Below are 21568 nucleotides of genomic sequence, written 5' to 3'. Positions count from 1 at the left end.
GGCGCCGATAGGAACATTCCCGTCCGGCGAGGGAATTGGTGAGCTTGTGAGTCAGATCGTCGTCAAGCGCCCACCGCGGGTCCTGCCTTCGGAAGTGCCCGGCGAGCAGGTGCAGTTGCAGCCGCCTCCGGAGCTGCCGCGCGGTGAGCGCGAGGGCGTGCTGATGCAGTTGCTGCCCACGCTCGGTATGGGCGGTTCGGTGGTGTTCTTCTTCATCACGCCGAATCCGATCATGCGCATCATGGGCATGGTGATGATCGCCTCGACGGTCGCCATGGCGATCGCGATGATGGTCCGCCACCGCCGGGGCACCCAGGGCGAACTGGCCGATCTGCGGCGCGACTATCTCAAGTACCTGACCCAGACCAGACGTGCGGTCCTGCGGACCGCCAGGCTCCAGCGCGACGCCCAGTACTATCTGCACCCCTCCCCCGAGCAGCTGTGGGCACTGGTCGCGGAGGGCAGCCGGGTCTGGGAGCGGCGCATCGGCGACCCCGACTTCGGGCAGGTGCGCGTCGGTCTGGGCAGTCAGCGGCTCGCCACCGAGCTCATCGCGCCGGAGACCGCGCCGGTGGACGAGCTGGAACCGCTGACCGCGGGCGCGATGCGGCAGTTCCTGGCCACCCACGGCACGCTGGATGGGCTGCCGCTGGCGATATCCCTGCGCGCCTTCTACCACCTGACGATCGGCGGTGAGGCGGAGTCGGTGCGGGCCACCGCGCGCTCGGTGATCGGCTCGCTGGCCGCGCTGCACTCCCCCGAGGATCTGGTGATCGCCGTCGGGGTGAGCCGGGACGCGGCGCCCCACTGGGAGTGGGCGAAGTGGCTGCCGCATGCGCAGGCGCCGGGCCCGGGTGACGGCGCGGGCAGCCGGCGGCTGATCGCGGTGGACCACCGGGAGCTGGAGGAGCTGCTGGCGGCACGGCTGGAGGGCCGTCCCCGCTTCCAGGGCGGCGGGCATCCGCTGCTCGACCAGCCTCATGTGGTGGTGGTCCTGGACGGCCAGTCGGTGCCTTCCACCTCTGCCCTGGCGGCGGCCGAGGGGCTCCAGGGGGTGACGGTCGTCGAGGTGGTTCCGGGGGAGGTCAGCGGGGCGCGGGGCAGTCTCTCGATCACCGTCCACCCCGATTCGCTGCGCCTGGAATCGGGCCACGGCATGGTCTACGACGGGGTTCCGGATCTGCTCAGCTCGGCGGCGGCGGAGGCGCTGGCGCGACAGCTGGCGCCGCTGCGGGTGGGCACCGGCGGGGACGACGACCAGCCGCTGCTGGCCAATCTGGACTTCACCGATCTGCTCAATCTGGGCGACGCGGCGTCGGTGGACGTGAGCCGTACCTGGCGCCCCCGGTCCCAGTCGGAGCGGCTGCGGGTGCCGATCGGCGTGGGCGAGGACGGCACTCCGGTGATGCTCGACCTCAAGGAGGCGGCACAGGAGGGGATGGGCCCGCACGGGCTCTGTGTCGGTGCGACCGGTTCCGGCAAGTCGGAGCTGCTGCGCACACTGGTGCTCGGGCTGGCCGTCACCCACTCGTCGGAGACGCTGAATTTCGTCCTCGCGGACTTCAAGGGCGGTGCGACGTTCGCGGGAATGTCGCAGATGCCGCATGTGGCGGCGGTCATCACCAACCTGGCGGACGATCTGACGCTGGTGGACCGGATGGGCGATTCCATCCGGGGTGAACTGAACCGCCGGCAGGAAATGCTCCGCGACGCGGGCAATTACGCCAATATTCACGACTACGAGAAGGCGCGGGCGGCGGGTGCGCCGCTTCAGCCGATTCCCTCACTGGTACTGGTGATCGACGAGTTCAGTGAACTCCTCACCGCCATGCCGGATTTCATCGAGATGTTCGTCCAGATCGGGCGTATCGGCCGTTCGCTCGGTGTCCATCTGCTGCTGGCTTCGCAGCGCCTGGAGGAGGGCAGGCTCCGCGGGCTGGAGACCTATCTCTCGTACCGCGTCGGTCTGCGCACCTTCTCCGCGGCCGAATCGCGGGCCGCGCTGGGGGTGCCCGACGCGTACTCCCTGCCGAATGTGCCCGGCTCCGGATATCTGAAGTTCGGCACGGATGAGATGGTGCGGTTCAAGGCGGCCTATGTCTCCGGTGTGTACCGGGCGGACGGGCGCCACGCGGTACGGGCCGGCGGGCAGCTTCCGGTGGACCGCAGGCCGGTGCCGTTCACGGCCGCGCCGGTGCCGGTGCGGTACGTGGAGCCGTCGGTGACGGCCCCGGTGCCGGACGCGCGCGCCGCCGAGGACGACGCGCTGGCCGATTCCGTACTGGATGTGATCGTGCGGCGGCTGGAGGGACGGGGCGCGGAGGCCCATCAGGTGTGGCTGCCGCCGCTGGACAATCCGCCGACCCTGGACGAACTGCTGCCGGGTCTGGCGAGTGTGCCGGGGCGGGGTCTCGCCCAGCCGGGGTACGAGGGCGCCGGGCGTCTGGTGGTCCCGCTCGGGGTCGTGGACAAGCCGTACGAGCAGCGCCGCGACACGCTGTACCGGGACTTCTCGGGCGCGGCGGGGCATATGCAGATCATCGGCGGCCCGCAGTCGGGCAAGTCGACCCTGCTGCGGACGCTGATCTCGGCGTTCGCGCTCACGCACACCCCGCAGGAGGTCCAGTTCTACGGTCTGGACTTCGGCGGCGGTGGTCTGTCGTCGGTCTCGGGGCTGCCGCATGTCGGCGGAATCGCCTCCCGGCTCGATCCCGAGCGGGTGCGGCGGACGGTCGCCGAGGTGTACGGGATCCTCTCCCGGCGGGAGGAGTACTTCCGCGCCTCGGGCATCGACTCCATCGCCACGTTCCGCCGGCTGCGGGCCCGCGGTGACATCTCGCCGGCGGACCAGCCGTGGGGCGATGTCTTTCTCCTGGTCGACGGCTGGGGCAATTTCCGGACGGATTACGAGAGCCTGGAGCCCGCGGTGGTCGACCTGGCCGCGCGCGGTCTGGGCTACGGCATCCATGTGGTCGTCACCGCCTCGCGCTCGATGGAGGTCCGCGCCAATCTCAAGGACCATCTGATGAACCGGCTGGAGCTGCGGCTGGGTGACACGATGGACTCCGAGCTGGACCGCAAGGCCGCGGTCAATGTCCCGACCGGGGTGCCCGGGCGCGGTCTGACCCCGGAGAAGCTGCACTTCATGGCGGCGGTGCCGAGGATCGACGGCATCAACTCCGACAGCGATCTGTCGGAGGCGACGGCGGCGATGACACAGGAGTCCGCCCGGCACTGGACGGCGCCGGGCGCTCCCCCGGTACGTCTGCTGCCGCGCGAGCTGCCGGCGGCGACACTGCCGGCGGGGGCGGCGGATCCGCAGCGCGGGGTCGCCTTCGCGATCGACGAGAACAATCTGGAGCCGGTCTTCGCGAACTTCGAGCGCGATCCGTTCTTCCTGGTGTTCGGCGAGAGCGAGTCGGGGAAGTCGAATCTGCTGCGGCTGCTGATCAAGGGGCTGACGGAGCGGTACGACGGGAACTCCTGCAAGTTCTTCGTGATCGACAACCGGCGCGCGCTGCTCGATGTCACACCGGATTCGCATCTGGCCGAGTACGTCCCCATGTCCAACAACATGGAGCACCATGTGGACGCGCTGGCGGATCTGATGCAGCGCCGTACTCCGTCGGCGGATGTCACCGCTCAGCAGCTCAGGGACCGCAGCTGGTGGCACGGTCCGTCGATCTTCGTGGTCGTGGACGACTACGACCTGGTCTCGACCTCCAGCGGCAATCCGCTGGCGAAGCTGACGGAACTGCTGCCGTTCGCCCGGGACGTGGGCGTCCGCTTCATCATCGCCCGCAGTTCGGCGGGGGCGAGCAGGGCGTCGTACGAGTCCTTCATGCAGCGGATGATGGAGCTGGGCGCGCAGGGCGTGCTGCTCTCGGGCGATCCGCAGGAGGGCGATGTGCTGGGCGGCGTCCGGATGCGGCCGATGCCGGCGGGCCGGGGTGTGTTCGTGTCGCGGCAGCGCGGGAATCCGCTGGTGCAGACGGGGCTGATGCCGCCGGTGGAGTAGGGGGTGGGGCGAGGGTGTCGGCGGGGTGCCGGCGGGGGCTGTCGGCCCGGGGTTCCGCCCGTGGCCGGGTGGCCGGGGTTGCGCCCGGCCCGCCCTCGCTCCGTGATGTGCTGAGTGGCCCGGCGGGCTGTTCCCGTCCGGGGGAAGGGAGCCAGGGGTATGACCTGGGATGAGTGGGAGTCGCTGAAGGCGTCCGCGGCCGAGCGGAGTTCGGCCCGGATGCGGTTGAACGGTTTACCCGCCGAGGGCGGAGGCGGATCGGCCGGGAGCGGGCAGGGCGACCTCCGGGTCAGCCAGAAGGATCTGGCGGGCATCGGTGACCAAGCCTTCAAACTCCACAACCGGTTACAAAAGGAGGCCCGGGTCGCGGTCCCCAGCAGCGACCGTGCCGCCGGTGATCTGGCCGGGCAGGGGTTCGCGGTCGGCGGTGCCCTGCGGCATGTGTCAAAGCGCTGGGAGCGACAGCTGAAGTCGCTGATGGACGCGTGTGCGCACATCTCCAACCATATGAAGTTCAGCGAGAAGACCCATCGCGACGACGATGAGTTCATCCGGCGCGGCATGAGCGGCATCGCCACGCTCGATCAGGGATTCGACGAGTCCTACGCGCCGGCCGGGAAGAGGAACCCGGTCTACGACCCGCCGGCCAAGGGCAAGAGTGACAGCTGATGGATCTGGAAGCACTGCGGTTCGCCCGGTTCCAGCTGCTGGACGAAGCCGTCGCCGACTGGTCCACCATGGTCACCAACCTCGACGACCTGGAGAAGGAGGCCCGCGACGGGTTGCGCGGCCGGGCGAACAAGGCCAACTGGGTGGGTGTGAACGCCACCGTGTCACGCGAGTTCATCGGCCGTACGGCGGGGGAGTTCGCCGACGCCCGGACGCAGGCGACCTCGATCCGGAACATCCTGAAGGACGCCCGGGACGAGTTGCGGGACTGGCAGCGCAAGCTGAACGAGGCCATCGAGCGGGGCCTCGGAAGGAATCTGACGGTCACCTCCACCGGTGCCGGGGAATTCACCGTGACGATGAACATCCACCCCGACCGGGCGGCGATGGGGAAGAGCCTTCCCGACCACTCGACTGGGGATGTGACCGCTCTCCGGGACGAGATCCAGTCCATCCTGGACAAGGCCACGGAGAGCGATACCTCTGCCGCCGCGGTCCTCAAGGCCCTGGCGGACCAGGCCGACCACGGATTCTCCGGCGCCCGCTACGCCGACCGGGATTCGGCGGCGAACGCCATCCGCGAGGCGGAGAAACTGGCCGCGCTGGCGAGGAAGAAACCCGAGGATCTGACAATCGCGGACTTTGACGCGATCAACGCCGGTCTGGGCAAGTACTCCGGCGACGAGCTCTTCGCCTCCCGGTTCGCGGAGCGACTGGGCCCGAAGGGCACGCTGGAATTCTGGGGCGGGATGAACGACCCCCGCAGGCTGGACTGGGAGCTCGGCAGCGAGCGCTCCGGCCGGTTCGACGAGCTCCAGAGAAATCTCGGACTGACCCTCGCGCAGGCCACCCAGAGCGACACCCAGGGCATGACTCAGTGGAAGCGCGAGATGGTGACGCTGGGCGGGCAGCCCGTTTCCCAGTACAGCTCCGCGCTGGGGTTTCAGGTGATGGGCAACCTGATGCGCTGGGGAAACTACGACGACCAGTTCCTGAGGAGCTACGGCACCGAACTCGTCACGACCGAGAAGAAGCTGACGGACAACGGCGGCCATGGAGCATGGCGACGGCTGGGCGGGGATCCCCTTCTGAACAGGACGGGAACGGATTCCGGCTGGGATCCCGTGGTCGGGTTCATGAAAGCGCTCTCGAACAGCCCGGACGCGGCGACTGGATTCTTCAACGACGCCTTTGTGACGAAGGGCGAGGACCACGACTTCAAGGACGGAAAGGGCAGGGCTGAGCTCAGCAACTTCGACTACTTCTTCGAAGAGCGGGATTGGCCGACGGATCAGGACCACCAGGGCGCGGACAGTATCGACGGACGCAACTCCATGGCACTGGCCCTGGAGGCGGCGACGACCGGACACCCGGCAGGCCAGTTCGCCACGGTGGACACACCACCGCACAGTGCGGAGCAGGCGCGGTTGATGGAGAACATCGTCGCGTCCATTTCGGATGATCCCGCACGCCTCACGGAACATAAATACATGGGGGACAGTATCGGGCAGATCGCTTCGGAGTATCTGCCGGATATCAACCGGGCCACCGCGGATGACAAGTTCGGTAACACGGAGAGGCTGTTCCCCATAGTGGGCGCACAAGCGGACCTGAGCCATACGGATGTGACGCGGTTCCTCACCACGGTGGGTCAGAGCCCGCAGGGATTCGCGGCCGTTGAAATCGGCCAGGCCGCGTACGTCGGCGCACTCATGGAATACCACCTCAACCCCGACCTGCCTGCGGACCAGCGATATCCGCACCCGCCTCAGAGCATCATCGAGAGCATCGCCAACAGGACCGGCGAAGTCAGCGGAACGCTGGCGATCGGCAGACAGGAAGCCATCACGGGCCCGGCGGCGCAAGCCGCGAGCGATTTCACGAACTCGGTGGCACAGCAGAAGAACACCTGGTCGGGGGCGATCGGTACCGGTGTGGGTGTCGGGGTCAGCTTCATCGCGACGCCGGTTGGCGGCGCGATCGCAAGTGGCGTCGCGGGCACGGTCAGCAGCGTGGTTCTGGAGCACGTCTTCCAGCAGTCCGAGACCGACATCCTCAAGAACGCCGGCAGGGAGGCGAGCAAGCTGTGGGAGGTCAGCATGGAAAACAGCTTCCAGGTGAGCCAACTGGCTGCTCAAGCGGCGGCCGAGAAGTACGGAATCGATCCGAGGGGACAGTTCACGGATTGGGCCAAAGCAGGAACCGAACAGGGGTTCAATTCCGCCGAGACCAATGCATCGCGTTCGGCCGACGACCTGACCACGGATATTCAGCCCGGATGATTCTTCGACACGGAAATTCAATGACTCGTCTCAGCAGGGCGGACCGCCCGGCCAAATGGATCACGGCCCCGGCATGGGTGGCGATCCTCTCAACCATGGCCTTCGGGTGCGGCAAAACTGAGCCGGAAGCCGAGAGAAACTACGCGACTCCGGAACGGATCTGCGGCACAGAGATCCCGGCACGCATTCTTGAACCAGCCCTGCCACCGGGAGAGGAGATCCGGGAGAAAGTGAAGGATCTGTCCGGGTACAAGCGGTGCACACTGCTGGTGGACGGCGAGTCGGAGATCTCACTGGCAACCGACTGGAACGATCAGGACTTCCCGATGGAGGGTATGGCGAGTGCATCCTTCGGCCCTCTCTACAGGGGCATGAAGATGATCTGGAAGGAAACTCACGGCTTCTCGGCCACGGGCGCGGTGGGCAAGGTGGACTGCCCCAGCCCGCGCGTCGCCCATCGGAGCGAGGACATGCAGCTCTTCGTCATCGTCAACACATATGAGCGACAGGTGAAGGAAGAGGACATGGAGGCTCTTGTCACCGGCTTCGCCAGGGCGGTTGCGGTATCGGACGAGTGCACCGCGAGAAGGGCGTGAGGTAGCCGGTCGTCCGGCAGCCGACGGCCCCCGGGCCGGTCCCGGACGACGCGAACAGGGTGGGCATCTCCCGCACATGCCCCCCCTGTTCGTGTATTCGTGTTCGTACCGCTCGCCGGGCGTCCGGACCTAGAAGTAGCCGGACGCCTTCTTGTCTCCGGCCTGGTACGTCGGGGCCGCCTCGCGGACCGCCCGCGCGATGCTCTTCAGCGCCTGGTGGATCATCCGCGTCTCGGTGTCCCACTGCTTGTGGTACGCGTGGGCGGCGGTCGCGGCCTCACCCTCGAAGGTGGCCGACACGACCTTGATCTTCGTCTGAATGGCTTCCAGGCTCTCGTCGAGACGGTCCGCCTGGCGGTCGATGGCAGCCGCCGCGTCGGTCAGCGAACCATAGGTGACGACCATCTGACCGGGGTCTTTGGGGGACATCGATCCTCCGACTTCTCTCTGTGTTCATTGCACTGGTACTCAATACACTCGATGTGATGAACGCACCGGGTGCGAGGAGGGTGACTCGGGTGACGTCACCCGCTCCTAGTAGCTGCTGAGCCTCGACGTGGCGGCCCGCTCGGCACCCGCGTCACCGGAGAATCCGGCGGTGACATCGACGCCCTTCAGCGCCGCCTGGACCTCGTCCTCGGTGTTGCCGGTGGTGGTGCGGGTGACCTGAATCGCTTCCTGGAAGTGGAGCAGCATCTTGGCGACGCGCACCATGCCCTGGTTGATCTCGGTCTGCTTCGCGTCGAAGGCGCCGGCACCAATGCCCTGCCAGTTGCCCTCCAGGCTGTCGATGACCCCCTGGAGATTCTGAAGCTGAGACTTGACGTCCTCGAACTTCGTGCTGATTTCGTCCTGGAATTCCTTGAGGCTCTGATCGCCGACCTTCAGGACTGACATATGCCCGTATCCCTTCCCGCGTTCATTCTCGGTGTACTGAATCGTGCTGGTTCATGAATCCGCCGCGCCAAAACACAGGGAGCGCGGACGGTGACGGTCATGCGTTACGGCGCTTCCGGAGGACCAGGAATCCCGCGCCGGCGAGAACCAGCAAGGCCGCGCCCCCGCCCAGGACCGGGCCCACCCAGCCCGCGTTCCCCGCCTTCTCGGCCTCGCGGGAGCCTGCCACAGCCTTGTCCCCGCCGGGCCCGCCCTTCGGCGGTTGTGACGAAGCCGGTGCGGAGGGAGACTTCCCGGCCTCCGGCGAGGCCGACGCCACGGTGGTCTTCCGGTTGGTGAGCGGGCTGATGTCGGGGGCACCCGGGTCACCCTTCCCCTCCAGGAGGATCTGCCGGGGGCGGATCAGTCCATGGCCGAGATAGGTGCTCTTGGTGCCCTTCTTCCAGTCTCGCCCGGCGGTGTCGATCATCGCCCGCAGCACCTGGTTCGCGGTCCAGTCGGGGTTCGCGGACCAGATCAGCGCGGCGGATCCGGAGGCGATGGCGGTGGCGGAGCTGGTGCCGCCACTCCCGTCGCAGTAGCGGGTGAAGGTGGTGTCACACCATCGCGGAACGATGCCGCCGGGAGCGCCGAGATCGACGTTGTCCCCGTGCTGGGAGTAGTCGGCCACGAGCCCCGTCCTGTCCGCTGCGGCCACGCCGACCACGTCGGGGTACGCAGCGGGGTACTGGGGTTTGTTGCCGTCCTCGGCGTTGTTGCCGGTGCCGGCGAAGAACAGCTTGCCCTTGCTCCTCGCGTACTCCACCGCAGCTCTTTCCGAGACCGTGGAGAACTCACTCGCGAACGACATGCTGATGATCTGGGCACCGCTGTCAGCCGCAGCTCGAATGGCGTCCTCGGAGTCCTGGGCGTTGGTGTCGCCCTCCTGATTGTCGCGTTCCGTGTCTGCGATTCTGAAGGGAATGATCTTGGCACTCGGAGCCATGCCCCGGATCCCGCCGTTCTTACCAGTACCGGCGATCAACTCGGCCATGGTCGTGCCGTGCCCGGAGTAGTCGTCCGTCTCATCACCTGGCAGGCCCGAGGCATCCAGCCCTTTGAGGGCCCGGCCCTGCAGAGAGGGAGTGTCAACCTTCACGCCGGTGTCGATGACAGCAACAGTGATGCCCTTGCCGGTGGAGACCTTCCACATCTCCTCGACGCGCATCGTCTCGAAGTACCACTGCTCCAGCCGGCTGTTCGAGGCCGACGCTGGCTGAACAGTGCCCGTGACTCCGACCGCCCAGACGCCGGCCACGGCGAGGGCGCGCCATACCCCTCGGCGCAGCGAACGAGGCATGCCTTTTCTCCGGTCCTGGCCCATTCCTGGCGTCATTCTGACTTCCGAACCTTCCCTGTCCCTACTCGACAACTGGGGGTACGGTGCCGCGCCGCTGCACCGCCCATGTCTGCTGGTCCTCCGTCAGGTAGTCAGGCCGCGGAGATCCCGTGTCGAGCTCTTCTTCGTCGGACTGCGGACGACGGGCAGGACCACGGACAAGGCCCGCACCGCCCTGGGTGAATTCTCCGGTTCGCGAGCGCGGCACCGGAGCATTGCCACGAGGTGTGCCGACGACTCCGTTCGCGCTGGGAGTGCCTCGTCCTCCCTGGCTGGTGGCACCGTTGACCGGATTCGCACCGACGACTCCGAACTGACCGGGGCGTCCCGTCGAGGCACGCCCCTGCGGCGTGCCCTCTCCTCCGACGACGGTGCCAAGTGGAATACGTGTTCCCGAAGTGCCGGGCGAGGCAGCGCGCTGAGGAGTACCGCCCACGACTCCGTCGGGGCGGCCCGGACGTGAGATTCCCGCCGGGCCCGTGGATGCACGTCCGGAGATTGCCTGTCCCGCTGCACCGGAGCGGCCTGCCGTCGGAGCTTGCCCCATCGGTCCCATGGGGCCTGTGCCACTGGCACGGCCCGCCATGGGGCCCTGCCCACCTCCACCGACCGGTCCGGTCATGCCTGTCCGGCCGGCTGTGGGCTGCTGGCCTGCGGTACCGGGCACGGCGGGACCAGCCACACCGGCACGACCCGCTGCGATGGGACCACCGCCAACAGCGCCCGGACGGCCGGCCACAGGAGGAACGCCCGCGCCGGCCACACCCTTGCCACCCATCGCGGGTGCGCCCTGGGCTGCCGGTCGACCACCGCCGCGCGCACCCGACTGCGGTGCCGGCTGAATGGGCGGAACCCTGTTCATCACGGGAGGTGGTGGCAACGTCTGCTGTCCGGGTACCGCAGCGACCGGCGGAGTCGGTGTTCCACCGGTCGCTGCCGGTGGCGCCACAGGCGTGGCGACGCCGTCGATCTGCATCGACGTGTCCGGCCTGTTCTGCACAGGTGGCGGGACGGTACTGACCGCTTGGGGCTGCGGTGCACTGGTGAGAGGATCAACACGAGAGGGCCCTGATTCGGGGCCCGCCGCAGGGCTGGCCGAGCTTGAGCCGCGCCGGCCCAGGGGAGCCCCGCCGGGGTCCCAGACGTTCCCGGCCGGCGGAGGCACCTTCGCGCCCAGCGCCCGGTCGAACCTCGGCGCCTCCTGCCCCGCCAGGCGTTCCTCCGACACCGCGTAGAACGACGCCAGGCGGTTCATCTGGTTGATGGCCTCCTGGCGGTTCTTCTCCGCCTTCAGGGCCGCCGCGTACTCCGGGTTGCCCTCCACCCGCTTCGGCAGCGCGATTTCGCTGACGTTCTGCTTGTTCAGCCGGGTGTCGCGGGCGGGCATCGACTTCTGGACCGAGGCCAGGCCGGTGCCCGCCACCGTGATCTGGGTGCCGGCCACGTCGGCGAAGGCGGCCAGATTGTCGGCATGCCGGACCAGAGCCTCGCCGAAGGAGCGGAATTCGTCGCCCGCCGTGCCCTTCCACTGGACCTCGCCCACATGGTGCTTCAGCTCCCGCGAGGCGGACTTCAGGGCGTCCCTCGCCTGCCACAGCGCGCGGCCGGCCTCTTCAAGGTCGGCCGGGTTGGAGTGCTCCACCAGGTCGACCATGGCGTTGAGCTCGTGGTTCTCGAAGCTGGTGCGGGAGTGGGGGCCGGGGCCACGGGAGCTGCCGAAGATGCCGCTGAACACCTTGGAGACCACGCGGGTCGCCTCGGTGACGCCCAGTTGGGCCTGGACGCGGGCCAGGTCCTCCTGGTGCTGTTCCGCGGCGGTCGGTTCCTGGGGAGTCTGATCAGTCATCGGTCACCACTCACCGCTCTTGTCGTTGGTGGTCGGCTGCTCCGGCTTGACGGTCTGCTTGTCCCGCTCGGCCGCCAGGTCGCGGTCGATGCGGGCCTGGATCTCCGCGTACCGCCGGCGGACGTCCTCCTCCACATTGTCGAAGCCGACATCGGCGGCATGGACGCCGATGCTCAGGCTCTCGATCTGGTCGCCCAGGCTCCGGGAGAGCTGGACCAGCGCCTCGTGTACGCGGTTGTACTGGCTGAAGAGGCCGTCCGCCTCGGCGAACGGCGCGTTGGTGCCGCTCAGGGACGTACGCGGAACCGCCTGGGCGGCCACCTTCGTATTCCCCGCCGCGCTGTTCTCCAGGTCCGCCAGGAGAGCGTTCACCCTGGTCTGAAAGGTCTTCAGCGCTCCGACACCGCGCTCCAGATCACTCGGGCTCACACCACGCCCCCCGCCGCACCGCTCTCTGCACAGAGCACGATGACCGTTCCTCCCCGTTCACTTCCGCATGCCGGCCGCGTACCGCGCGTACCGCCTCCGAAGGCCGCCGATCGACCGATTGTCACTCTAGTCACCGGCTCTGACACTCCCAACCGCGTTAACTGCGCTCCCCGTCACGCGTGGTGACGGTTGAGGGGAGCCGGAACGGCGGCATCCGATCCCAACATGTTCGTCCTGTACCGGTCAATTGCTCATCCTCCGGTGATACGCCGGGTCCGGCGGCGGGCGTCGCGGAGCGCCACCGCGCTTCCGGTGATCGCGGCGACCAGTACGCCGCCGCCGACCACCGCGTAGGTGGCGAGGCGGGCCTCGCGTTCCTCGGGGCTCTCGCCGAGGTGGAGTTCGGCCGGGGTCGGCGCCTCGGCCCGGGTCAGGCCCTCGCCCGCGACGGGGCGGTCGATGCGTTTGTCGTCCTCGGTGAGGGCGCGCACCGGGTCCACCACCCCCCAGCCGACCAGGCGGTCGTGGCCGGGTGTCGAGCGTTCGGCCGTCTGCTGGAGCTGGGCGACGATCTCCTCCTGCGTCCAGTCCTTGTGCTTGCCCCGGATCAGTGCCGCGATCGCGGCGACATAGGGGGCGGAGAAGCTGGTGCCGTTGTCGGAGCAGTGTCCTCCGCCCGGGACGGTGGAGACGATGTCGACGCCCGGGGCGGCGATGCCGACGAAGTCGCCCGACTGGGAGAACGCGGCCCGTTCGTTGTTGCGGTCGGAGGACGCGACGGCCAGCACTCCCTCGTAGGAGGCCGGGTAGGTCTTCTTGACATTGCCGCCGAGCCCGTCGTTGCCCGCCGAGGCGACCACCACCACGTCCTTGTCGAGGGCGCGGTCGACGGCCCGCTTCAGCAGCGGGGTGGGCTCCACCGCCTTGGCCGTGTCCTGGGAGATGTTGATGACATGGGCGTCCGCCTCGACCGCCGCGTCGATGGCGTCGGCGAGGGTCTCGGCGGTGCCGTTGCCCTCCGCGTCGTTCTGCTGGATGGGAATGATCGTGGCCTGCGGCGCGAGGCCGACGAAGCCGGTGCCCCGGGCCGGGCGGGCGGCGATGATGCCGGCGACCTTGGTGCCGTGGCCGACTCTGTCCGTGGTGCCGTTCTCCGCGCCGCGCTCGATCGCGTCGCCGTTGGCGTCCTTGATGTCCCGGCCCATCAGATTGAGCCCGCTCCCGGCGTCCACGGCGGGTCTGAGCTGGGGGTGGACGATGTCGACGCCCGTGTCGATGACCGCGACGCGCACCCCCTTGCCGGTGGACTGCTTCCACAGTTCGTCCAGGAGCACCCGCTGGAGGGCCCAGGGGGTGCCCTCGTACGGCTCTCCCGGGTACTGGCACTGGGTCGACGCGACGGCGGCGGTGCGCGGTACGGGGAGGGCGAGGGAGGCGATCGTGCAGGCGGCCGTGACCGCGCAGGCGGCGAGCAGGCGCCGCCGGGCGGCGCGCCGGGCATGGGGGTGTGTCATCTCGGTCTCCGCCCTCACGAACCCTGCGGGAGCTTCGCCGAGCCCGTGGAGAGCCGGGGGCCGGTCGGCAGGAAGGCCGACCAGGCGGCGGGCACCGGCTGCGGATCGACGTCCTTGTAGCCGAGGCGGTTCTGCGCCTGCTGTGCCTCCTCCCGGCGGGCCCGCTTCTCCTCGGCGGTACCGGACTCGCCGATGCCGGAGCCGTCCGTGTCACTGTCGCTGTTGGACTGCATGGCATAGCGCAGTCCGGTGTCGGTCACCAGGAAGAGGAATCCCGCCGTCGTGGTCGAGCCCTTGAACTGGCGGAACATCTGGCCGGAGCCGGGGGTGACATACGCGCTGGTCGAGCCGGGCGGCAGCGGGGCCGGGAAGTCGGCGCCCGCCCAGGTGCTCAGTGTCGTCTCACCACTGTCCCGGTCCACGTTGCGCAGCACATTGCAGACGGTGTTGCGGCTTCCCTCGGTGGTGCTCGCGGTGTTCACCGACTCGGGGGCTTCCTGCGGCCACTTCTTGTCGGCGTTGAACGCCTCCCCCGGCCGGAAGGACGAGGGGTGGACGGAGGCCGGTTTTCCCGCCTGCCCAAGGACGGCCAGTTCCCTGCTGCCGAGCAGGAGTTTCGCGGTGAAGTCGGAGACGGGGGCCACCCGGCCCCGCAGCACCAGATAGTGCTGTTCCCTCGTGCCGTCGGTCGCGGTGAGGACCATGCCGATCCTGTTCGCGTCCTTCTCCAGGCCGCCGGGGACCCCGGCGTCCGCACCGGGCCTGTCCTCGATCCGGGGGAAGTCGACCGGATCGCCCTCGCGGAGCGTGTCCAGCCAGGCGGCCGAGACCCGCTGGGGCACCCGGTCCCTGCCCCGGTCCTGGCCGACGACCTGGCGCAGCAGCAGTTCGTCCCGGCCCACCGGGTAGGCCGTCCCCCGGGCGTCGACGATGTGGCGGTTCCGGTCGGGCCCTTCCACGTAGAGGAGTTCGCCGCCGGTCAGCCGGTTCTCGCCGTCGGTCCGGCCGTGCTCCCGCTCGGCGAGGACGAACGCGGCCTTCTGAATGGCCCGGCCGCCCGCGCCCGGGCGCTCGCAGACCGCCCAGCGCTTCGCGGCGCCGGCCTCCTGCGCGGAGGGCAGCCGGTCGGGGGCGTAGGGGATGCCGAGGGTCGCACCGCGCGAGATCTTGCTCTTGTCGAGCAGCGACTCATCGACATTGATGACCTTCCCCTTGTCGGGAAGGAGCAGGAGTTTCGCGGACGACATATTCAGCACGGGATGCAGATAGGTCTTTTCGCCGGTCTCCAACACCACATAGCGCGTGGTGGATTTACTGGCGATGATGACATTCTCCCCGGGCTTGTCCCAGCCTTTGGGGGCAACCGGCTTGAACATTCCCCAGGCCGCGAATCCCGCCAGAATCACCACGCCGATGATCACGCCCGGCAGCACCGCGCGCAGCGGCCGGGGCGCGCCTTCCTCCGAACCGGTTGTACTGGGCTGCAAGAACTGCGCGATCAGCCTTCGCTTGGCGAAGGTGTAGGCGTTGAGTTCGTCCCGACGTGATGCCATCTGTCCGCTTGTCCCTCTCCCCGCTGGCGGCCGGGCTCCGTACTCACCGGGACGCCCGCCCTCTACCGCCCCCCTACTATGCCTGCTGGTGGTTGCCGGTTACTGCTCAGGTAGGGTGATCGCCCGGTCAACGCCCATGGTAATTCGGCAATTACGGACACGAGGGGGCAACGCGGCGATGGGTACGGCGACGCGCGCGCGAAATGGGCGGACTTCGGAAGGGCGGCGACGCGCTTCCCGGAGAGTGCGCGCCGATCAGCCGGAGCCCGCCGGACACTCTTCCGGTTCCGCTTCCGAGTCGGTGCTCGGCCCGCCCACCACCACACCGCGCCCGCTGTCGCGGACCAGCCGTGTCGGCCCCTTCCAGTTGCGCCAGCTCGCCCTGGTGGAAATCGCCCTGGCCCTGGCCCTGATCGGGGTGGTGCTCGGCGGATTCTGGCTGATACCCGCGGTCGCCGCGGGCACGGTGCTGGTGCTGCTCGCCTTCGTGCGGCGCCGCGGCCGGCCCCTCCAGGACTGGCTCTCCACCGCCGGCGCGCTGCGGGCGCGCAGACGGGCGGCCGGCGCGCCGGCGGCGGACACCGACCCCTCACTCGCCCCGGTGGCGGAGGCGGTACCCGGATTCCGCCCCTCCCCCTACGTCGACCGCAACCGGCGCACGGTGGGCATGCTGGGCGACGGCACCTTCCTGACCGCGGTGGTCCGCGTCGAGGCCAGCGGTGACGGTCTGCGCCCGGCCGCCGGCGAGCGGGCGCTGCCGCTGGCCGCGCTGGCCGGCGCGCTGGCGGTGGACGACATCGTGCTGGAGTCGGTGCAGCTGGTGCAGCAGGTACGCCCGGCTCCCGCGCCGCATCTGCCCCAGCAGGCGATGGCCCGCCTCTCGTACGCCCCCCTCCAGGAGCGGACCGGAGCGCCCGCGCTGCGGATGACCTGGGTGGCGGTGAAGCTGGATCCCGAGCTGTGCCGGGAGGCGGTGGCGGCGCGCGGCGGCGGGCTCGAAGGGGCGCAGCGCTGTCTGGTGCGGGTGGCGGACCATGTGGCCAGCCGGGTCACCGGAGCCGGATTCCAGGCCGTCGTCCTGGATCAGCAGGAGCTGAATTCCGCGCTGGCGACGGCGACCTGTGCGAGCCCCCGGCTCGCGGCGCGGGCCGCCCGGCCGGACGCGGCGCCGCAGCGGCGGACGATGGAGACGGCCCGGGTCTGGCGCTGTGACGACCGCTGGCACACCAGTTACGCGGTGGCCCGCTGGCCCGAGCTCGGCCGGGCCGCGGTGCCGCTGCCCCGGCTGGTGTCGCTGCTGACGGCGGCTCCGGCGTACGCGACGACTCTCAGCCTCACCCTGCGGCGGGGCGCGCATCAGGGGGAGATGTCCTTGGCCGGTCATGTCCGGGTCACCGGTGGTTCCGACACCGAACTCATCGGGGTGCGCGGGGCGCTGGAGCAGGCCGCGCGGGGGGCCGGGGTCGGTCTCGTCCGGCTCGACCGCGAGCAGCTGCCCGGTGCGCTGGCCACGCTTCCGCTGGGCGGTGCGCGGTGAGGGCGGGGATCCGCGCGGCGCGCGGGCTCCTCGGCCCCGGGCATCCGGGGCACACCGTGGCCGCCGGCGATCTGCGGGCGCTCTCGGTGCCGGTCGGCGACGACGGTGTGGTGATCGGCGAGGACTCGGACGGACGCCCGCAGATCGTGGGGTTCCACCGGGCGGCGCCCTATGACGTACTGCTGATCGGCGGTCTGTGGACGGCGCAGGTGATCGCGCTGCGGGCGGCGGGCACCGGTGCCCGGGTGGCCGTGGAGACCGGCCGTCCCCAGGCGTGGGCCGGGCCGGCGCGGGCCGCCGGTGCCGGGCTGGACTGCGTCACCCTGCACGAGGTGGGCCGGGTCCCGCCGATGGGGGCCGCGGTGGGCAGTCCGGTGGTGGTGGTGCGCGACTGCGGTATGCGTCCGCCGCGCGGCCGGGTGGTCTCCTCGCCGTGGCAGTCGGTGCTGACGCTGCTGCCCTATCTGAGCCCGGTGGCGCCCCGGCTGCTGCGCGATTCCACGCTGGTGGGTGTTCAGCGGGTGTCGCCGCAGGAGGCGGAGCAGATCGGCCGGATCCTGGGGCTGAACACGGAGGAGACCTCCGCGCTGCCGTCGCTCTCGGACGGGGTGACGCTCTGGTGCTCCAGCCGCGAGCGGACCTGGGTGCGGACGATCGGCACGGACGCGGAGAACGGCCTGCTCGGCGCGGCCCGGCGCATCGACTGACCGGCGAGGCGCATCCGTACGCGTGTACGAGCAGACACTCGTTCCCGTGATTCCTTGCCTCCGGGTCCCGCTCATACACGGCCGATTCCGCCGGAAACAGCGGCCGTTGCCCCGGTGGAGTCCGCCTAGACTGCCGGGAGATGTGGACCGGCCGCGCCCGTCCGGCCTTCGCGGCGGTACGGGCGGGCGGCGCGGACCGGTCCGTTCCGAATACCGAAAGGGAGCCCGAACCGATGGGGAGCGAACAGGAGAAGGACGAGCTCTACGCCCTCGACATCTCGGACGTCGAGTGGCTGAGTGCTCCCGGCACGAGTGAGGACGAGGAGCGGGTCGAGATCGCCCATCTGCCCGGTGGCGCGGTCGCGATGCGGTCGTCCCTGGACCCCGACACCGTGCTGCGCTACACGGAGGCCGAGTGGCATGCCTTTGTGCTCGGCGCCCGCGACGGGGAGTTCGATCTGCGCTGACCCACCGGGGCGTGGGTGGCCTCGCGGACGAGGTCGGACGAACAGGCGGCCGATGGATCGGCCGCCTGTTCGTTCTCCGGGCACGGCGGCCGATCCCCCGGCCGGGCGGGTACGGGGAAGTCCGCGCCGGGTGCGCCGCCGGGGCCGTGTGGGGTCGGGCGGCCGATATGGCGGGCCTCTGTACGGCGTTCATCCCGTTCGCCCCTTCTTCCTGCACTTCGTCCGTGTGCCGCGCCCGGCGGAGCGGCCGGACGCGCCGCGCGGGGCGGCCGGCGGACGTCAAGGGAGCGGTCGGCCCTGCCGGGTTGTCATGGTTGGCGACTAGGGTGGGACGGACAGCGGCAGAGGACCTGTGGGGACGCGATCCGCGTCCCCGGGCGGAGAGCCGGGCCGGTCGGAGGACAGCGACCGCCCCCACCCACGACGGCACAGAGGGTGCTCGACCACACCAGGAGGCACAGTGAACGGCGATCGGGACGAGATCCGCGGGGGATGGAACCTTCCCGCCGACGAGTCCGACGCGGAGCCCGCCGAGATGACGGGTGAGTTCACCATCGACTACACCCCTCCCGCCTGGTACACGCAGAACGCGTCGGGTGACGGCGGCACGGGCGGGGGCGCGCCGGGGTCCGCCCCGCCGCCACCGTCGCAGGCGGCTCCGGGACTGCCGGCGGGGAGTGGATTCGAGCCGGGCCCGCTTTCCGCGCCTCCCGCCGGGCAGAGTCCGGCGCAGGGGTACGGCGACGGCGGCCGGGGCTCACAGCTACCTCCCTTCGCGGCTCCGGGCGGGGCTTTTCCGGCTGCGGCACAGCCGTCGCCGGAGGCCACGGACGCGCGGGCGGGCGCCGGGCCGGCTCCGGATCAGCCGGAGCCCCACCGCGGCGGGACCGAGGAGAGCGGCGCCACCATGCGTTTCTCCCCGACCGCGCTGAAGCATGAGTTCGCCAGGCTGGACGCCGCCAAGGAGCAGGAGGAGCGCGCGCGGGCGGAGCGGGCCGCGGCGGGGGACGGCGCGGTGGCCGAGGTTCCGGTTGCCGCTTCCGCGGAGAGCTCCGGCGGGTCCGATGGCGCGCTGTCCGGCGGTTCCGCCGGGCCCGATGGGCGTGCGGAGTACGGGGATTACGGGCTCGCCGCACCCGATTCCGACCCCGATTCCGGGGCAGAGTCCGAGGCCGATGGTGGAAGCGGGGGCGGTGCGGCCGGCGGGGAGTCCCGGGAAGCCGGCACGGACAGCGGCACGGACACCGGCGCCGACTTCGACGGGCCGACCGGTTCGGCCGGTTCAGCCGGTTCAGCCGGTTCAGCCGGGCAGGGTCCCGCCGCCGACGCCGCTCCGGAGCCCGGGGAAGCCGGTTCCGGTTCGCACGGGGCCGGTGAGCCGGAGGGCGCGCGGCCCGGGGCCGGGGTGCCGGGGGACGGCGCTCCGCCGCCGTTGCCCGCTCAGCCGTGGGCCGCGGCGCCCGCCGCCCAGGAGCCCGGGCTGCCTCCGCTGCCGCCCGCCTTCCAGCCCGCGGCACCGGCCGCTCCCCCGGCCGCACCGCAGTGGCCGGTCTCCCCGCAGAGCCCGCAGCAGCCGGCGGCACCGGCTCCGGTGCCGTCCCAGGGCGGCGTCCGGCAGCCGCCCCCCGCCCCCGGGGGCTTCGGCCCCGTGCCGCCGGCCGCCGGTCCCGGACCGCAGGGGCCGGAGGTGCGGATTCCGCAGCCGGGGACCGGGTTCCCGCAGCAGGGTCCGGAGGCGCCGCAGGGCATGCCCCCGGCCGGTTACGGCTTCCCGCAGCCGCCGCCCGGAGCGCTGCCGCCGCAGGCCGGGTACGGCTACCCGCAGCAGCCGGGGGCCGGGGCGGAGTCGCCCGTACCGCAGCAGCCGCAGGCCCCGGCGCCCCACCAGGGCGGGCAGCCGCAGCCGCCGCAGTATCCGTATCAGCAGGGGCCGCCGCAGGCCGGGCCGTACGGCGGGGCGCCGGCGGATCCCCGGTCGGGTGCCGCCTGGCCGAGTGCGGTGACACACGATCAGCGCGAGCGTTCGGTTCCGGGGGCGCTGCTCGGCTACACCGCGGCCGTCGAGCTCTCCTCGGACCGGCTGCTGCGCAACAACAAGCAGAAGGCGAAGTCCAGCCGCAATCCGTCCGGGGCCTCCCGGTTCAAGCTGGGCGGCCGGAAGGAGGAGGCGGAGCGGCAGCGGAAGCTCGAACTCATCCGCACTCCGGTGCTCTCCTGCTACCGGATCGCCGTCATCAGCCTCAAGGGCGGCGTGGGCAAGACCACCACGACCACCGCACTGGGCTCGACCCTGGCCACCGAGCGGCAGGACAAGATCCTGGCCATCGACGCCAACCCGGACGCCGGAACACTCGGCCGCCGGGTGCGCCGGGAGACGGGGGCCACCATCAGGGATCTGGTCGGGGCGATCCCGTATCTCAACTCCTACATGGACATCCGCCGGTTCACCTCGCAGGCGCCGTCCGGCCTGGAGATCATCGCCAATGACGTCGACCCGGCGGTCTCCACGACCTTCAACGACGAGGACTACCGGCGCGCGATCGATGTGCTCGGACGGCAGTATCCGATCATCCTCACCGACTCCGGCACCGGTCTGCTCTACAGCGCGATGCGCGGTGTGCTCGATCTGGCCGACCAGCTGATCATTGTGTCGACGCCTTCGGTGGACGGCGCGAGCAGCGCCTCCACCACGCTGGACTGGCTCTCGGCGCATGGCTACGCGGAGCTGGTGCAGCGCTCGGTGACGGTCATCTCCGGAGTGCGCGAGACCGGCAAGATGATCAAGATCGAGGACATCGTGGCGCACTTCGAGACGCGCTGCCGGGGTGTGGTCGTGGTCCCCTTCGACGAGCATCTCGCGGCCGGCGCCGAGGTCGATCTGGACATGATGCGGCCCAAGACGCGGGAGGCGTACTTCAATCTCTCCGCGCTGATCGCCGAGGACTTCATCCGCGCCCAGCAGCAGCAGGGCCTGTGGACGGCGAACGGCAACCCGCCGCCGACGATGGCCCCGCCGATGCCGGGACAGCAGCCCGGACCGATGCCGGGCGGGCAGCCCGTGCCGCCGGTGCCGCCCGGTCTGCCGGGGCACCATCCGGGCGCGCAGCCGGTGCCCGGCCAGCAGCACCTGCCCCCGGGCGCGCGGGGTTCCGTGCCGCCGGGGCCGCCCGGGGGTCCGCCGCCGGGACAGGGTTACCCGGAGCAGGGCTTCCCCGGGCAGCAGCCGACGCCGGGCCAGGGCTTCCCCGGGCAGCCCGCGCCGGGGCAGCCGCCCGCGCAGCCGATGCCCGGATACGCCTATCCGCCGCAGCCCTGGGCCCCGGCGGCCGGCGGGGCCGGGGCGCCGTCGCCGTACGGACCGCCGCAGCACCAGGGCGGCCCGCAGCCGTATCCGCCGCAGCCGCAGGCGCCGGGGGGTGCCGGGCCGGAGCAGCCGGGCGAGCCCGGGCAGCAGCCGGAGCCGCCGGCCGGATGGCCGCAGCAGCCCCCGCAGGGACCGCCCCGGCAGTAGGCGGGCCGGACCGTCCGGCGAGGGGCCCGTACCGCACCGTGTGAGCACGGCACGGCGGTACGGGCCCCTCGGGCATTCCCCGCGGCAGATGCCGGCGGCGGGGCCCGCGCACACCCCTGTTCCGGAATGGATCAAGCCGGTACCGTCATCGTTCCGTGTACGAG

At 70.5% G+C, this 21568-nt stretch carries 15 protein-coding genes; 8 read left to right on the top strand and 7 right to left on the bottom strand.

Annotation, left to right across the window (positions count from 1 at the left end; genetic code table 11):
- Window positions 1-46 precede the first annotated feature (46 nt).
- The 4 genes from eccCa to AAFN69_RS26430 all read left to right on the top strand — a co-directional run bounded on the left by eccCa (window position 47) and on the right by AAFN69_RS26430 (window position 7565).
- On the top strand, window positions 47-4018 hold the full coding sequence (eccCa, locus tag AAFN69_RS26445) for a type VII secretion protein EccCa (RefSeq protein WP_347731276.1): 3972 nt from the start codon (window positions 47-49) through the stop codon (window positions 4016-4018).
- A 159-nt stretch (window positions 4019-4177) separates the two neighbouring features.
- Window positions 4178-4687: a hypothetical protein gene (locus AAFN69_RS26440; protein ID WP_347731275.1), complete on the top strand. Its 510-nt coding sequence runs from the start codon at window positions 4178-4180 to the stop codon at window positions 4685-4687.
- Window positions 4687-6969 carry a hypothetical protein gene (locus AAFN69_RS26435; RefSeq protein WP_347731274.1) on the top strand — a complete coding sequence of 761 codons (2283 nt, stop codon included), beginning with the start codon at window positions 4687-4689 and terminating at the stop codon, window positions 6967-6969. The genes AAFN69_RS26440 and AAFN69_RS26435 overlap by 1 nt, the downstream gene beginning before the upstream one ends.
- 20 nt (window positions 6970-6989) lie before the next feature.
- A complete protein-coding gene (locus AAFN69_RS26430; RefSeq protein WP_347731272.1) occupies window positions 6990-7565 on the top strand; it encodes a hypothetical protein in 576 nt (191 codons plus the stop codon).
- A 129-nt stretch (window positions 7566-7694) separates the two neighbouring features.
- Here the strand turns inward: AAFN69_RS26430 and AAFN69_RS26425 are convergent, their stop codons facing one another.
- From AAFN69_RS26425 to eccB, 7 genes are all read right to left on the bottom strand, one after another.
- On the bottom strand, window positions 7695-7994 hold the full coding sequence (locus tag AAFN69_RS26425; RefSeq protein WP_347731271.1) for a WXG100 family type VII secretion target: 300 nt from the start codon (window positions 7992-7994) through the stop codon (window positions 7695-7697).
- Window positions 7995-8099: 105 nt separating this feature from the next.
- A complete protein-coding gene (locus AAFN69_RS26420) occupies window positions 8100-8462 on the bottom strand; it encodes a WXG100 family type VII secretion target (protein ID WP_347731270.1) in 363 nt (120 codons plus the stop codon).
- A 97-nt stretch (window positions 8463-8559) separates the two neighbouring features.
- Entirely contained in the window at window positions 8560-9801 is a 1242-nt protein-coding gene (locus AAFN69_RS26415) for a S8 family serine peptidase (RefSeq protein WP_347731268.1), read from the bottom strand.
- Window positions 9802-9862: 61 nt separating this feature from the next.
- Complete coding sequence (locus tag AAFN69_RS26410; RefSeq protein WP_347731267.1) at window positions 9863-11686, bottom strand: hypothetical protein; 1824 nt, start codon at window positions 11684-11686, stop codon at window positions 9863-9865.
- Between the two features lie 3 nt (window positions 11687-11689).
- Window positions 11690-12115, bottom strand: coding sequence for a hypothetical protein (locus tag AAFN69_RS26405; protein ID WP_347731266.1), 426 nt, complete (start codon window positions 12113-12115; stop codon window positions 11690-11692).
- Window positions 12116-12366: 251 nt separating this feature from the next.
- Window positions 12367-13629: a type VII secretion-associated serine protease mycosin gene (mycP, locus tag AAFN69_RS26400; protein WP_347731264.1), complete on the bottom strand. Its 1263-nt coding sequence runs from the start codon at window positions 13627-13629 to the stop codon at window positions 12367-12369.
- A gap of 14 nt (window positions 13630-13643) precedes the next feature.
- Entirely contained in the window at window positions 13644-15182 is a 1539-nt protein-coding gene (gene eccB, locus AAFN69_RS26395; protein ID WP_347731263.1) for a type VII secretion protein EccB, read from the bottom strand.
- A gap of 178 nt (window positions 15183-15360) precedes the next feature.
- Here eccB and eccE point away from each other — a divergent pair, with 178 nt between their 5' ends.
- The 4 genes from eccE to AAFN69_RS26375 all read left to right on the top strand — a co-directional run bounded on the left by eccE (window position 15361) and on the right by AAFN69_RS26375 (window position 21404).
- On the top strand, window positions 15361-16719 hold the full coding sequence (eccE, locus tag AAFN69_RS26390) for a type VII secretion protein EccE (RefSeq protein WP_347731262.1): 1359 nt from the start codon (window positions 15361-15363) through the stop codon (window positions 16717-16719).
- Window positions 16716-17426, top strand: a complete 711-nt coding sequence (locus tag AAFN69_RS26385) for a hypothetical protein (RefSeq protein WP_347731261.1) — start codon at window positions 16716-16718, stop codon at window positions 17424-17426. The genes eccE and AAFN69_RS26385 overlap by 4 nt, the downstream gene beginning before the upstream one ends.
- 233 nt (window positions 17427-17659) lie before the next feature.
- Window positions 17660-17893, top strand: coding sequence for a DUF397 domain-containing protein (locus AAFN69_RS26380; RefSeq protein WP_347731260.1), 234 nt, complete (start codon window positions 17660-17662; stop codon window positions 17891-17893).
- A 460-nt stretch (window positions 17894-18353) separates the two neighbouring features.
- Window positions 18354-21404, top strand: a complete 3051-nt coding sequence (locus tag AAFN69_RS26375) for an SCO5717 family growth-regulating ATPase (protein ID WP_347731259.1) — start codon at window positions 18354-18356, stop codon at window positions 21402-21404.
- The last annotated feature ends 164 nt before the right edge of the window (window positions 21405-21568 follow it).

Source organism: Streptomyces sp. CAU 1734 (genome assembly GCF_039888735.1).
Classification (GTDB): domain Bacteria; phylum Actinomycetota; class Actinomycetes; order Streptomycetales; family Streptomycetaceae; genus Streptomyces.
Note: the sequence above shows the minus strand (reverse complement) of the source record. Positions and strands in the feature narration are given on the sequence as shown.

Coding starts and splice junctions, on each gene's coding strand:
- AAFN69_RS26440 (WP_347731275.1), top strand. CDS start 4,178: ATGACCTGGGATGAGTGGGAGTCGCTGAAGGCGTCCGCGGCCGAGCGG.
- AAFN69_RS26435 (WP_347731274.1), top strand. CDS start 4,687: ATGGATCTGGAAGCACTGCGGTTCGCCCGGTTCCAGCTGCTGGACGAA.
- AAFN69_RS26430 (WP_347731272.1), top strand. CDS start 6,990: ATGACTCGTCTCAGCAGGGCGGACCGCCCGGCCAAATGGATCACGGCC.
- AAFN69_RS26425 (WP_347731271.1), bottom strand. CDS start 7,994: ATGTCCCCCAAAGACCCCGGTCAGATGGTCGTCACCTATGGTTCGCTG.
- AAFN69_RS26420 (WP_347731270.1), bottom strand. CDS start 8,462: ATGTCAGTCCTGAAGGTCGGCGATCAGAGCCTCAAGGAATTCCAGGAC.
- AAFN69_RS26415 (WP_347731268.1), bottom strand. CDS start 9,801: ATGCCTCGTTCGCTGCGCCGAGGGGTATGGCGCGCCCTCGCCGTGGCC.
- AAFN69_RS26410 (WP_347731267.1), bottom strand. CDS start 11,686: ATGACTGATCAGACTCCCCAGGAACCGACCGCCGCGGAACAGCACCAG.
- mycP (WP_347731264.1), bottom strand. CDS start 13,629: ATGACACACCCCCATGCCCGGCGCGCCGCCCGGCGGCGCCTGCTCGCC.
- eccB (WP_347731263.1), bottom strand. CDS start 15,182: ATGGCATCACGTCGGGACGAACTCAACGCCTACACCTTCGCCAAGCGA.
- eccE (WP_347731262.1), top strand. CDS start 15,361: ATGGGTACGGCGACGCGCGCGCGAAATGGGCGGACTTCGGAAGGGCGG.
- AAFN69_RS26380 (WP_347731260.1), top strand. CDS start 17,660: ATGGGGAGCGAACAGGAGAAGGACGAGCTCTACGCCCTCGACATCTCG.